A 13,938-nucleotide genomic window follows, 5' to 3' on the forward strand; every position below is an offset into this window, starting at 1 on the left:
AGACGACGAGAGATCTGGGAGAGAAGAACAGTGACGGACACATACCTCGACATGGTGAACTCGGGGCTGGGCAAGCAGCTGGCGAGCAAGCTCGGCCTGCCCCGCCCGGTCACCCTGCGGCGCTTCAAGGCCGGGGCGGACTTCCCGGACGGCTCCGTGCTGGTGCTCGGCAAGGGCCGGGCCGGCGACGCCGCCGCGAAGGACCTGCTCGCGTGGAACCTCGACGTGCGCCGCACGGCGCAGGACGTGGACCGCGTGGGCGCGGTGGTCATCGACTACACGGAGGCCGAGAGCCCCGCGCAGCTCGGCGGCCCCGCCCTGGAGCTCGCCTCGGCGCTGCGCAAGCTGCGCCCCGGCGGACGCGTGATCACGCTGTCCCGGCCGGCGCTCGGGATCGGTACCGGGGCGGCGTCGGGCGCGGCGGGCTCCGAGGCACTGAGCCCCGCGGTCTCCGCGGCGCGCCAGGGTGCCGTGGGCATCCTGCGCTCCGTGGCGCAGGAGATGCGCGGCGGCGTGACCGCCAACGGCGTGCTGATCGCGGACGGCGTGGCCGTGGACGCCCCGAGCGTCACCGGTGCCATCCGCTTCTTCCTCTCCGGGCGCAGCGCGTACGTGGACGGGCAGTTCCTGACCGTGGGTGACGACCGCGGCGACGCCGGTCTGGACTGGGACCACCCGGTCGCGGGCAAGGTGGCCGTGGTCACCGGTGCCGCGCGAGGCATCGGCGAGCAGGTCACCCGCACGCTGGCCGCCTCCGGCGCCACCGTGATCCCCGTGGACGTGCCCATGGCCGGTGACGCGCTCACGAAGCTCGCCAACGAGCTGCGCGTGCCCGCCCTGCAGCTGGACGTGACCGACCCGCAGGCCGGGCAGAAGATCCTGGACCTGGTGACGGCGCGCTACGGCCGCCTGGACCTGGTGGTGCACAACGCCGGCATCACCCGGGACAAGATGCTCGCCAACATGGACCAGGCCAAGTGGGACTCGGTCATCGCGGTGAACATCGAGTCGCAGCTGCGCATCAACGAGACGCTGCTGGCCTCCGAGGACCTCGGTGCCGCTCCGCGCATCGTGTGCCTGGCCTCCACGAGCGGCGTGGCGGGCAACCGGGGCCAGACCAACTACGCGGCCTCTAAGGCGGGCGTAATCGGTCTGGTGGCGGCCACCGCGCCGCTGATCGCCGCCAAGGGTGGAACCATCAACGCCGTGGCACCGGGCTTCATCGAGTCGGACATGACCGCCAAGATCCCGGCCGCGCGCCGCCAGATCTCACGGCGCCTGAACTCGCTGCAGCAGGGCGGGCTCCCGGTGGACGTGGCCCAGGCCATCACGTTCCTGCTCTCGGACGCCGCCGGCGGCATCAACGGCCAGACGCTGCGCGTGTGCGGCCAGAGCCTGGTGGGGGCGTGATCGCATGAGCGAGAACCTCCCGACCCTGCCCGAGGGCTACGCGACCGAGGCGCTGCACGGCCCCGTGCGGCTGCCCGCCCTGTACGCCACGGCGGGTGCGAGCGCGGCGGCGTCCGCCGTGACGGACGCGGCGTCGTCGGCGGCCCGGAAGGTGATGCCCGGCCTGCGGAACTCGCCGGTGGGGCGCGTGCTGCCCGCCTCGTGGCGCGAGGAGAAGCCCGGCCGCGTGGCCGCTTCCCTGGAGCTGCCGCGTGTGGCGCACGAGGTGCGCGGGCTCAGTGCGGATCCCGAGTGGCACGAGAAGTTCTGCCGCGTGGTGCGCGCGAGCACCCACCCCGTGACGCCGGGCTCGGACCGCAGCGCCGTGTTCTCGGGCGCCCTGCACGCGCTCGCGTTCCCGGTGGCCATGTCCCTGCTCACGCGCCCGGACTTCCCGTTGCCGGTGCTCGGCATGGTGCACCTGAGCAACACGGTGCACCACGTCACGGACGTGGCCGTGGGCGAGCCCGTGACGGCCACCGCGTGGGTCGAGAACCTGCGCGCGCACCGTTCGGGGACCATGGTGGACGCCGTCGTGACCCTGACCCGCGAGGACGGCGACGTCGCGTGGGCCGGGCGCTCCACGTACCTCGCCAAGGGCGTGCACGCCGCGATCGCGGGGCAGGAGCCCGCCGGGACCGCCTCGGAGGAGACTCCGGAGCGCCACGAGTTCACGGCGCCGCTGCCCACCGGCGAGTGGCGCCTGGGTGCCGGGACCGGGCGGGAGTACGCGGCGGTCAGCGGCGACTACAACCCGATCCACCTCTCGGACCCGTCCGCGAAGGCCCTGGGCATGAAGTCCGCGATCGCGCACGGCATGTACACGGCGTCGCGCGCGCTCGCCATGACGGGCGTGCCCGCCGAGGTGCCGTTCGTGTGGTCCGTGGACTTCGCTACACCCGTGCGGCTGCCGGCCACGGTGGCCGTGGCGGTCGACGACGACGGCCGCGGGGACCACTGGAGCGCGTCCCGCGTCCAGGTGTGGGACCCGAAGCGCGGGCGTCCGCACGCGGACCTGAGGGTGTCGGCGCTGTAGCGCCGTCGGATCCCCAGGACCTTTCGCAGCGCCCCGGACCACGCGGTCCGGGGCGCTGCGCCGTTTCCCTGGTTGCGCGCTCGGTGGCCGCGGGGGCGGGGCGCGGAGCAGGAGGCCGACGCCGCCACCGGGGCGGACGGCGTCGTCGGCACTGGGCGTTGTGCTGCCGGCCAGGGGAGGGGTGCCGTCCCACGGTGTCGGAGTGCTGGGTCACAATGGTGCGGTGAGCACAGTCAACGCCAAGAACGCGCAGCAGGCCACGGACGCCAACGGTCAGAGCCTCAACCCGGAGGAGCCCAGCGAGGCGCTGCGGGAGCGGTACGCGCAGCTCTCGGACCGCGTCCGGGAGGCCCGGGCCGCCTACTACGTGCACGACCAGCCGACCATCTCGGACGCGGAGTACGACGCCCTGTACCGCGAGCTCGAGGAGTTCGAGGCGCTGCACCCGGAGCTGAAGACCAACGACTCGCCCACGCAGGAGGTCGGTGGCGAGGTCGGCGCGGCATTCAGCCCGGTGACCCACCTGGAGAAGATGTACTCGCTGGAGGACGTATTCTCCACGGACGAGCTCGTGGCGTGGCTCGAACGCGCGCAGCAGCAGGTCGAGCAGCTGCCCGGTGCGCCGGAGGTCGCGTGGCTCAGCGAGGTCAAGATCGACGGCCTGGCCGTGAACCTGCTCTACCGGGACGGCGTGCTCGTGCGGGCCGCCACGCGCGGTGACGGCACCACGGGCGAGGACATCACCCACAACGTGGCCACCATCAAGACGATTCCGCAGCGGCTCCGCGGGGAGGGGTTCCCTGAGGAGGTCGAGATCCGCGGCGAGGTGTTCATCTCCTCCCAGGACTTCCGCGCGCTCAACGAGGCCATGGTGGAGGAGGGGCGCGCACCGTTCGCCAACCCCCGCAACGCCGCCGCCGGATCGCTGCGGCAGAAGGACCCGGAGGTCACCGCCCGGCGGCCGCTGTCCATGTTCGTGCACGGCATCGGCTACGCGCGCGGCTTCGAGCTCACCACGCAGTCCGCGGCGTACGACGTCCTCAAGGACTGGGGCCTGCCCGTCAGCCCGTACTCGCGGGTGCTCCGCTCGGTGCCCGAGGTGCTCGAGTTCATCGCGGAGTTCGGGGACAAGCGGCACAGCCTGCTGCACGAGATCGACGGCATCGTGGTCAAGGTGGACGACCGCCGCACCCAGTTCCGGCTCGGCTACACCTCCCGCGTGCCGCGCTGGGCGGTCGCGTACAAGTACCCGCCGGAGGAGGTCAACACCACGCTGCTGGACATCCTCGTGAACGTGGGGCGCACCGGGCGGGTCACGCCGTTCGGGCTGATGGAGCCCGTGCGGGTGGCCGGTTCCACCGTGGAGATGGCCACGCTGCACAACCAGGACGTGGTGAAGGCCAAGGGCGTGCTGATCGGTGACACCGTGGTGCTGCGCAAGGCCGGGGACGTGATCCCGGAGATCGTGGGGCCCGTGGTCGCGCTGCGGGACGGCTCGGAGCGCGAGTTCGTGATGCCCACCGAGTGCCCCTCCTGCGGCACGCCCCTGCGCCCGGCCAAGGAGGGGGACGTGGACATCCGCTGCCCCAACGCGGAGACCTGCCCGTCCCAGCTCAAGGAGCGCGTGAACCACGCCGCGGGGCGCGGTGCGTTCGACATCGAGGCACTGGGGGAGGAGGCCGCCAAGGCCCTGACCCAGCCCGTGCCGCTGGACGCCCCGGACGGCACCGACCTCTCGGTGCCGCCCCTGCGCAATGAAGCGGGGCTGTTCGACCTCACCCCGGAGGACCTGCGGAACGTCCAGGTCTGGCGCGACACGCGGCGCACCGTCACGGACCCGGACACGGGCGAGAAGGTCCAGCGGGTCACGCAGCAGCTCGTGCCCTACTTCTGGACCAAGCCCACCAAGGCCAAGCCGAGTGTGCCGTCCAAGACCACCGAGATGATGTTCGCCCAGCTGCACGAGGCCCGGAACACGGACCTGTGGCGCGTCCTGGTGGCGCTGTCCATCCGTCACGTGGGACCCACTGCCGCCCGCTCGCTGGCCGTGGCGTTCCGCAGCATGGACGCCATCCGCGCGGCGGACCAGGAGACGCTCGCCGGGACGGACGGTGTGGGGCCCGTCATCGCGCAGGCGGTGCGAGAGTTCTTCGAGGAGCCCTGGCGCCGCAACGTGGTGGAGCAGTGGACCCGGGCCGGCGTCCGCATGGAGGAGGAGCTGGACGAGTCCACACCGCGCACCCTGGAAGGGGTCACCGTGGTGGTCACCGGCTCCCTAGAGGGCTACAGCCGCGACTCCGCGAAGGAGGCCATCCTGAGCCGCGGGGGCAAGGCCTCGGGCTCGGTGTCCAAGAAGACGGACTTCGTGGTCGCGGGTGAGAACGCCGGCTCCAAGCTGGACAAAGCGGAGTCCCTGGGCGTGCCCGTGCTGGACGAGTCCGGTTTCGTGCAGCTGCTGGAGCAGGGCCCCGGGGCGTTTGGCGACGTCACCGCGGGCGCGGACGAGAACGAGGGAGAGTAGGCGCGGCGTGTCGCAGGCACTGGAGGGGCTCGGCCCCGGATCGGACGAGCTCGAGGAGCTGCTGCGGGTGGCCCTCGAGGCCGCGGCGGCGGGTGCGCAGGTGCTGCGCGGCCGGGACGCGGATGCCCTGAACGCGGTGAACAAGAGCTCGGAGGGGGACTGGGTCACGGCCTTCGACGTCGCCGCGGAGGACGCCGTGAGCGCGGTGCTGCGCAGACGCCGCCCGTACGACGCCGTCACGGGGGAGGAGTCCGGAACCCACGTCCCGGCACACCGCTCCGGGGTGCGGTGGTCGGTGGACCCCCTGGACGGGACCACCAACTTCATCCGGGACATCGTCTACTACGCGACCTCTGTGGCCGCGTGCGACGAGCACGGCAACTGGCTCGTGGGCGTGGTGGACGCGCCCGCGCTGGGCCGGATCTACTACGCGGTGGCCGGGCTCGGCGCGTGGGTGCGCCGTGACGGCCGGGACACGAGGCTGGGTGGTCCGGTGCCCGGGCGCGGCGGCGCGCTCTACGGCACCGGTTTCTCGTACGACGCCGCCACGCGCCGCGAGCAGTTCGGCGCCTTCCTGGACACCATGGAGCACTTCTCGGACATGCGCCGGCTGGGAGCGGCCTCACTGGATCTGTGCATGGTGGCTGACGGAACCCTGGACGGGTACTCGGAACGAGGGCTGCACGAGCACGACTGGGCAGCCGGCGCCCTGATCGCCCACGAGGCCGGGGCGCGGGTGGAGCGCCCCGATCTGCCGCCTCCGCCGGCACTGTGTGAGGAACCGCACGGGGAGGCCAGTGCGATGGTGAACGCCTACGAGAAGGCCCGCGTGGCCAGTGTGATCGCGGCCTGGGCGGCGCACTGAGCGGTGTATATCACACCGTTATGCATCGGCTATCACCCTGTTACACAGGCGTGACCGCTCCGTGAGGTTGACCCGTTCGCAACGGGTGCCCTAGCGTGTCACGAGTTGAGGGGCCTGAGGCCCTGAAACCCGCCACAGACTGGGGTTGTCCCCAGAAGTGGCATAACGAACGTGTAACACCGGGCTTGTCGAAGCGTGGAATGTTACGCTATCGTTATCAACAACTTCCTCAGCGGACTTTCGTGAACGGAAGTTCGCTACCGGTGCCACTGATCCGTGGTGCTGGACTGTGCTGGATGCTGCTGCAACACCGTACGTCGTCTAGATGGCAGCATTCCGTAGTTTCTACCCCTAAACCGAACAGTCAAGGGTAGACGACGGCGCGAAGACCCCCGGGGACGGGAGCGAGCGTAGGTGGCCTTACGGAGCATGATGAAGACTTCAACCGCTATTCGCCGTGGTGCCGCTGCTGTCGTGATGGGTGGCGTGGCCGTCGGTGCCTTCGCCGTTCCCGCCAACGCCGCTCCGAGCCTCGACGCGATCAAGCAGTGCGAGTCCGGCGGAAACTACCAGGCGCTCAACGCGTCCTCGGGCGCTTCCGGTGCCTACCAGTTCCTCGACAGCACCTGGCGGAGCATGTCCCAGGCCGCTAACTACGCCCACGCGGCGGATGCGCCCGCTGCCGTTCAGGATGCTGCTGCGGCTGAGCTCATGGCCCGCTCCGGCGCCAGCCAGTGGGAGTGCTCCTCGATGATCTCCTCGGGCTCGTACTCCGCCCCGGCCGCCGCCGCGTCGGTGTCCACGCAGTCCTCCTCCGTGCAGGAAGCCGCTCCGGTTCAGCAGGCTGCCCCCGTGCAGCAGGCCGCTCCGGTTCAGCAGGCTGCCCCCGTGCAGCAGGCCGCTCCGGTGGAGCAGGCCGCTCCCGTGGCCCAGGCTCCGGCCGTGGAGTACTCCGCTCCCGCCGCCCCGGTGCAGCAGGCTGCTCCGGCCGCCGGCACCTACACCGTGCAGGCCGGCGACACGCTGGGCACGATCGCCAACAAGCTGGGCGTCAACGGCGGCTGGGAGGCCCTGTACGCGGCCAACTCCGGCTCCGTGGCCGACGCCAACCTGATCTTCACGGGTCAGGTGCTGAACATCCCCGCCTGATTCCAGGCACTCGTCCGCACGGACGAACCGGGCGTGACGCCGATCTGATCGGTGCCGCATCCTGAGAAGAACCCCATCCTCGCCGTCCGGCGGGGGTGGGGTTCTTCGCATCCGCGGGCCTCGGCTCCTCCGCCGTGCCCTCGACGTGACGAGGCGCCCCGCGGCGTCGGCGCTGGGACTCAGCCGGCCACTCCCAGGCACCGGGCGAGCCACGCGTACTCCCAGGCCGTGTCCTTCCACTGCGCGTAGCGGCCAGAGGCGCCCCCGTGCCCGCCGGCCATCTCGCAGCGCAGCAGCACGGTCTCCGGGTGCGCCACCCTCGTGCGCAGCTCGGCCACCCACTTGGCGGGCTCCACGTAGAGCACGCGCGTGTCGTTGAGGCTCGTGACCGCGAGGATCGGGGGGTAATCGGCATCCCGCACGTTCTCGTAGGGGGAGTAGGAGCGCATGTACTCGTAGACCTCCGCGGACTCCACGGGGTTGCCCCACTCCTCCCACTCCAGCGCGGTGAGCGGGAGCTCCGGCATGAGCATGGAGGTGAGGGCGTCCACGAACGGCACGGCCGCGAGCGCCCCGCAGTACAGCTCCGGTGCGAGATTCAGCACGGCCCCCGCGAGCAGACCGCCCGCGGAGCCGCCCATGAGCGCGATCCGGTCCTCGGCGACGTCCGCACGCGCGGCCAGGTGACGGGTCACCGCCACGAAGTCCGTGAACGTGTTCTTCTTCGTCGCCTTCTTGCCGTTCTCGTACCACGCGCGCCCGAGCTCCCCGCCGCCGCGCACGTGCGCCACGGCCCAGATCACGCCGCGGTCCAGCAGGGACAGACGGGAGATCGAGAAGGCGGGGTCGGTGCTGATCTCGTAGGAGCCGTACGCGTACTGCAGCACCGGCGCGGGCACGGAGGGGTCCAGGTCCGCGCGGCGCACCAGGCTCACGGGAATGCGCGTGCCGTCCTCGGCCTCCGCCCAGTCCCGCTCCACGACGTAGTCCTCGCTGCGGTACCCGCCCAGCACCGTGGCCTCGCGCCGCAGGACGGGCTCGCCCACGCCGAACTCGTCGAGCCCGGAGGCGCCGGGCCGGCCGGTGGGGATGTCGTAGACGCGCGGCGGCGTCACGAAGGACGTGTAGGACACGCGCACCACCGGGTTCTCGTACTCCGCGGACAGCACGCCCGCGCTGTACAGCTCCTCGTCGAACGCGGCCTCGGTCCCGGTGAGCAACGACGACGCCGCGGCGCCCGGCGCGGTTCCGGCCTCACCGTGCGCGGTGGTTCCGTTCGGCGTCGCCACCAGCACGTCGAGGGCCGCGCGCGGCACGAGCCTCACGCGCGGCGTCGTCTCCTCGCGCAGCGACAGCACCAGGTGGGTCGCGGTGGGGAAGCAGAGGTCCACGCGGGTCGCGTCCGAGGCGGGCAGCACGTCCGTGAGCTCGATCTCCACGAGCGGCCGCCCGGCCTGCTCCAGCGGCACGAGGCTCACGCGGCCGTTGGGGGCCTCGGCGTCGTGGGAGAGCAGCAGGTACTGGCCTCCGGCGACGGTGAGTGGCTCCACCTCGTAGAGCACCCGGTCCTCACGGGAGACGACGGTGCGCCAGGGGAGGTTGAGGTGGTTCCCTGCGGGCACTGCCTCAGCCGACGAGTCCTCGGGCAGGGCGTCCAGCGGGAGGATCCGGTACTCGCTGTACTCGGAGCACGAGGAGGAGAGCATCAGCCACTGCTTGTCCGCGGACAGCTCCGCGCCGAGCCACAGCCCGGGGTCGTCCTCCTGGAACAGCAGGTCGTCGGGGCGGTCGGTGCGGCCGATCACGTGCCGGTGCACCTGCCACGGCCGCCAGGACTCGTCCACCACGGAGTACACGAGCTGGCGCCCGTCCGGGGTGAGGAAGGCGCCCGCGGAGGTGCCCGCCACGGCGTCGTCGAGCACGCGGCCCGTGGTCAGGTCCTTGACGTGCACCGTGTAGCGCTCGTCCCCGGCGACGTCCTCGGACCACGCCAGCCGGGTGCCGTCCTCGGAGATGCTGAACGCGCCGAGGGCGTAGAACTCGTGCTCCTGGGCGGCGGCGTTGGCGTCCAGGAGGACCTCCTCGCCGTCCAGCGCCACGCCGGGCTCCACCGTGGGCGGGGTCCAGGAGGCAGGGTCTGCCACGGGAACGCGGCAGAACACCTGGTGCGCGCCACCCTCCACCGTGCGCGCGAAGTACCACCAGTCCCCGCGGCGGTCCGGCACGGAGAGGTCCGTCTCGCGCGTGCGGTCCTTGATCTCCCCGTAGATGCGCTCGCGCAGCGGGGCGAGGTCCGCGGTGACGGACTCCGAGTACGCGTTCTCCGCGTCCAGGTGCGCGCGGACCTCGGGGGAGTCCTTCTCCCGCAGCCACTCGTACGGGTCGGTGAACGTGTGGCCGTGGAAGGTGCGCTCCACCGGCCGGCGGGGAGCCACGGGAAAGTGGGCGACGGTGTCCTCGGAGCGGGGGTTCGCGGGCTGGGTGGGCTGCTCGGAAGTCATGGAGCCAGTCTAGGGACGCAAGGGGAGGGGCACCCGACGAGCGTTCTGCTCCTCGCGTGCCCCGCCCACAGCTCGAACCGGTGCCTCAGCCCCGCAAGGCCGTGCGCCACGTGAGCGCCTTGCCCATCCGCAGGATGGAGCGTTCGTAGATCGCGGAGGCCAGCCAGATGGCCAGCGCGGTCGAGACCAGCAGCACCAGCAGCGAGCCCACGTGCTCCCACCACGCCCCCTGCTGCAGGAAGATGCGCAACGGCACCGCCACCGGGGCGGAGAAGGGAATCCAGCTCATCACCCGCAGCGCGTCCGGGTTGTCGTTGAAGAAGATGACACCGAAGTAGGGGAGCATGATCAGCAGCATCACGGGCATGGACGTGGAGCCGATGTCCTCCTGCCGGGAGACCATGGATGCCGCCGCCGCGTAGAGCGCCGCGAACATCACGAACCCGATGGAGAACAGCACCACGAACCACAGGATCGGCACTCCCACCCCGTCCAGGGGCAGCACGTCCCCGTTGATCTGCAGCCCGAGCAGCAGGGCCGCGGCCACAAGCCCCACCTGCAGGATCGCCATGGCGGCATTGCCCAGCACCTTGCCCGCCATCATGGCCCGGGCGGGCACCGCGGCGAGCAGGATTTCCACGATCCGCGACTGCTTCTCCTCGATCACCGACACGGCGATCTGCTGGCCGAACGTGATGGCGGCCAGGAAGAAGGCGATGCCGAAGCCGAAGGCGATCAGGTAGCGCAGCCCGGGATTCGGTGCGGAGGGGTCGAGCAGCTGGACGTTCGGGCTCGTGGACAGCGCCTGCACGAGATCGGTGGGGGCGTCCGTCATGGCCAGGACGCTCGTGCCGGAGGGGCTGGCCGGGTCCGGGACGACGGCGGCGTCGGCGTCCCCGCTGCGCACCGCGTCGCGGGCGGCGTCCGCGGAGGCGAAGGTCTGGGGCGCGTAGTCGTCGCCGAGGCTCTGGACCGCGGGAGCCGTCTGGTCCACCACGGCCACGTGCATGGCGTCCCCCGCGAAGAGGTCGCCCAGGCGGGGCGCGAGCAGCGTGGCGGCCAGCGCGGCCGCGATCAGGATCAGGGTCGTGATGATGAACGGGCGGGACGCGGCCTTCACCTTCATCTCGCGCGCGGCCACGGTGCCCACCGCGGACCAGAACGGGGTCCGGCGGGAGGAGCGCCCGGGGGCGGTGGTCGAGGCGGGGCTCGTGACGGTGCTCATCGGGTGACCTCCGTGAAGATTTCGTGCAGGGTGCGGGTGACGGGTCCGAAGCGGTGGACGGTGCCCCGGCCCACGGCGTCGGTCAGCACGGCCTGGGCCGCGGCCTCCGAGGACGCCCGGAAGCGGACACGGCCGCCGTCGAAGGAGAGGACCTCGACCCCGGGGGCACTGCGCACCCAGCCGGTGTCGGAGGCGGTCACGAGTTCCCACTCGGGCACGGCGTGGGCCGCCAGGAGCTCGTCGCGTGAGCCGGCGGCACGCACGCGACCGTCCGCGAGGATCACGAGCTCGTCGCACAGCCGCTCCACGACGTCGAGCTGGTGGGAGGAGAACAGCACCGGGATCCCGGTGTCCGCCGTCTCCCGCAGCACCTGGACGGTGGTGTCCACGGCGTTCGGGTCGAGGCCGGAGAAGGGCTCGTCGAGCACGAGGGCCACGGGATCGTGCACCAGCGCCGCGGCGATCTGGGCCCGCTGCTGGTTGCCAAGGGACAGCTCCTCGAGCCGGCTTCCCGCGCGCTCACCGAGCCCGAGGCGTTCGAGCAGGGCCAGCGCTCGGGTCTTCGCGGCCCGCCCGGACATGTCGTGCAGCCGGCCCAGGTAGACCAGCTGGTCCAGGACCGTCATCTTCGGGTAGAGGCCGCGCTCCTCGGGCATGTACCCGATCCCGGCGCGGTAGTCGGGCGTGATGGGAGCGCCATCCACCTCGATGCTGCCCGAGTCCGGCGTCAGCACCCCCAGGAGTATGCGCATCGTCGTGGTCTTGCCCGCGCCGTTGCCGCCCACGAAGCCCGTCATGAGGCCGGGTTGGATGCTGAAGGTCACGTCCTGGAGCACGTGGGCCGCGCCGAAGGACTTGTTCACCCCGTTCACTGTGATCATGGCTCGAGCCTAGGGATCCCCGGCGGTCGGCACCTCCGCCCGGAGGGGGATTCTCCGGGGCCGGTCTCCTCCGCCGGACGGAGTCACCCGTCAGCGGCCGGTCACCCCGTGCTCGAACGCCCAGATGATCGCGTGGACCCGGTCCCGCGCGCCCGTCTTCAACAGGACGTTCGAGACGTGGGTCTTTACCGTGGCCCTGCCCACGAACAGCTCCTGGGCGATCTCGTCGTTCGACAGTCCCCGTGCCATCGCGCGCAGCACCTCGGCCTCGCGCGCGGTGAGACCCGCACGGGCGAGTTCGGTTTCCGCCGCGGCACCTCCCGGGGCGGGATCCCCGGGTCCCGTGGTCGGCAACGCGGAGGACGACGCCGCCGCGGCGCCGTCGTCGTCCCCCGTCGAGATTCCTGCCGAGGCGCCCGCCGAACCTCCCTCCGAGGCCTCCGCCGGCGCCGCAGCCATGCGCCCCAGGACCCGGCGCGTGACCATGGGGTCCAGCAGCGCGTCACCGCGTCCGAGCACCCGGACGGCGTGGATCAGCTCCTCCGGCCCCGCGGACTTCAGCAGGAATCCTGAGGCACCGGCCGTGAGCGCGGTGAACAGGGCCTCGTCCGTGTCGAAAGTGGTGAGGACGAGCACCGCGGCCCGGGACCCGGAAGCCAACAACTGTCGGGTGGCGGTGATGCCGTCCAGCCGCGGCATCTGCACGTCCATGCACACCACGTCCGGGTCGAGGGAGGCAGCGAGTTCGAGTGCCTCGACGCCGTCGCGCGCCTCACCCACGACCTCGATGTCGTCTTCCGAGCTGAGGATCGCGGAGAACCCGAGCCGGATCAGGGGCTGATCGTCCACGAGCAGGACCCGCAGGCTCATGGCTGCTCCTCCGTCCCTGCGATCGTCCCGGCATGGCCGGGCGCAGACGCCTGGCCGGGCACGGTCGCGCGGGCCGGCGCGGAGGCCTGGACCGGCACGGAGGCGTGGCCGAGCGCAGAGTCGAGTGCAGTGGCATGGACCGGCACGGTGGCACGCACGAGCCAGCCGCCCTCGGCCTTCGGCCCCGCCTCCAGCGTGCCGCCCAGGGAGGCCATGCGCTCCGCCATGCCCACCAGGCCCGTTCCCGTGCCCGCAGCGGGGGCGTCACCGAGCCGGGCGCCCCGGCCGTCGTCGCTGACGTCCAGCTCGACCTGCTCCGTGCCCGTGCGCAGCCGTACGGTGACGGTGGCGCGGGGCCCGGCGTGCTTGCGAGCGTTCGTGATCCCCTCCTGCGCCGTGCGGTAGAGGGCGAGCTGCGCCGTGGGAGGAAGCTCCGGCTCCGGACCGATCCGCTCGAGGACCACGTCCTGGCCGATGCCCCGGGCCTGCGCGACGAGGTCCTCGAGGTCGCGCAGACGGGGCACCGAGTCGGGCACTCCCTCGCCGTCGCGCAGCGTGTGGACCATGGTCTTGAGCTCGGCCACGGCGTTGCGGGCCGAGGACTCGACCCCGCGCAGGTGCATGGCCGCAGCATCCGGGTTGCGGGGCATGCTCACCCGCGCGGCGCCGGCCTGCACGCCCATGGCCGTGACGTGGTGGGCCACCACGTCGTGCAGCTCCCGGGCGATCCTGACGCGTTCGAGGCTGACGGCCTGCTCGGCCAACCGATCCTGCTGCTCCCGAATCTCCTCGTGGGCAGCCCGCAGGTCCTGCCGCTCCATGGCCGCGTCCCAGGACCGGTTCCCGAAGACCCATGCGCCGCTGAAGTAGGCGATGTTGATGAGGAACTGGATCAGGGCGAACGCCATGTAGCCGTTGACGCCCCGCTCGCCGTCGGCCCCGTCCGTGAACCGGGCCACGGTGGCCCAGACCAGCCACACCGCCATGCCCGCGGCCACGGCCACGCGCGCCCACGTGGCGCGGCGCCGGTCCGGGCACCACGCGCCCACGGTGTAGAAGCCCAGGAATAGCACCACCTGGGAGGCGTACATCTCGGCCCCCACCCACGAGACGAGCGCGAAGTAGAGGAATGAGACGGCGACCATCACGGCCACGGGGAAGCGGTGCCGCCACGCCAGCGGGGCGGCGAGCACCGCGGCGCCCACGGCCACCCATCCCACGTCCAGCGTCCGCGGGACCTTCTGGACGAAGTCCGAGAGGTAGACCAGCTCGATGCCGGCGAGCGCGAGCACCACGGCCTCCAGGCAGTCCCGGCGCCGCCACCCGGTGGGCAGGGCGCGACGCCGCTGCGGGCTCTCCTGGGTGGCGGGGCTCGGGCGCATGGTCGTCACCCTATGCGAGAGGTCACGGCTGCGGCGGGCACGGCGGCCCGGCACGCACA

At 71.9% G+C, this 13,938-nt stretch carries 10 protein-coding genes; 5 read left to right on the top strand and 5 right to left on the bottom strand.

What is annotated here, in order from left to right:
* Positions 1–30 precede the first annotated feature (30 nt).
* From KVA01_RS09235 to KVA01_RS13130, 5 genes are all read left to right on the top strand, one after another.
* Positions 31–1,410, top strand: coding sequence for a 3-oxoacyl-ACP reductase (locus tag KVA01_RS09235; RefSeq protein WP_141269909.1), 1,380 nt, complete (start codon positions 31–33; stop codon positions 1,408–1,410).
* A 4-nt stretch (positions 1,411–1,414) separates the two neighbouring features.
* Positions 1,415–2,485 (top strand): MaoC family dehydratase, encoded by a 1,071-nt coding sequence (locus KVA01_RS09240; protein WP_141269911.1) that lies wholly within the window; start codon positions 1,415–1,417, stop codon positions 2,483–2,485.
* A 223-nt stretch (positions 2,486–2,708) separates the two neighbouring features.
* Positions 2,709–5,006, top strand: coding sequence for an NAD-dependent DNA ligase LigA (gene ligA, locus KVA01_RS09245; RefSeq protein ID WP_068470877.1), 2,298 nt, complete (start codon positions 2,709–2,711; stop codon positions 5,004–5,006).
* A gap of 7 nt (positions 5,007–5,013) precedes the next feature.
* Entirely contained in the window at positions 5,014–5,871 is an 858-nt protein-coding gene (locus KVA01_RS09250) for an inositol monophosphatase family protein (protein ID WP_068470656.1), read from the top strand.
* Between the two features lie 429 nt (positions 5,872–6,300).
* Positions 6,301–7,020, top strand: a complete 720-nt coding sequence (locus tag KVA01_RS13130) for a LysM peptidoglycan-binding domain-containing protein (RefSeq protein ID WP_141269913.1) — start codon at positions 6,301–6,303, stop codon at positions 7,018–7,020.
* 179 nt (positions 7,021–7,199) lie between these two features.
* On the opposite strand, the gene KVA01_RS09260 is transcribed toward KVA01_RS13130, so the two are convergent.
* The 5 genes from KVA01_RS09260 to KVA01_RS09280 form a co-directional block, all read right to left on the bottom strand.
* Entirely contained in the window at positions 7,200–9,521 is a 2,322-nt protein-coding gene (locus tag KVA01_RS09260; RefSeq protein ID WP_141269915.1) for a S9 family peptidase, read from the bottom strand.
* 85 nt (positions 9,522–9,606) lie between these two features.
* Positions 9,607–10,746: an ABC transporter permease gene (locus tag KVA01_RS09265; protein ID WP_141269917.1), complete on the bottom strand. Its 1,140-nt coding sequence runs from the start codon at positions 10,744–10,746 to the stop codon at positions 9,607–9,609.
* Positions 10,743–11,627, bottom strand: coding sequence for an ABC transporter ATP-binding protein (locus KVA01_RS09270; RefSeq protein WP_068470664.1), 885 nt, complete (start codon positions 11,625–11,627; stop codon positions 10,743–10,745). The genes KVA01_RS09265 and KVA01_RS09270 overlap by 4 nt, the downstream gene beginning before the upstream one ends.
* A 90-nt stretch (positions 11,628–11,717) precedes the next feature.
* Positions 11,718–12,497: a response regulator transcription factor gene (locus KVA01_RS09275; protein WP_068470666.1), complete on the bottom strand. Its 780-nt coding sequence runs from the start codon at positions 12,495–12,497 to the stop codon at positions 11,718–11,720.
* Positions 12,494–13,879, bottom strand: a complete 1,386-nt coding sequence (locus tag KVA01_RS09280; RefSeq protein ID WP_170221148.1) for a sensor histidine kinase — start codon at positions 13,877–13,879, stop codon at positions 12,494–12,496. Before KVA01_RS09280 ends, KVA01_RS09275 begins: the two co-directional genes overlap by 4 nt.
* Positions 13,880–13,938: the final 59 nt, after the last annotated feature.

Origin of the sequence: Kocuria varians (assembly GCF_006539885.1) — a bacterium.
Taxonomy (GTDB): Bacteria; Actinomycetota; Actinomycetes; order Actinomycetales; family Micrococcaceae; genus Kocuria; species Kocuria varians.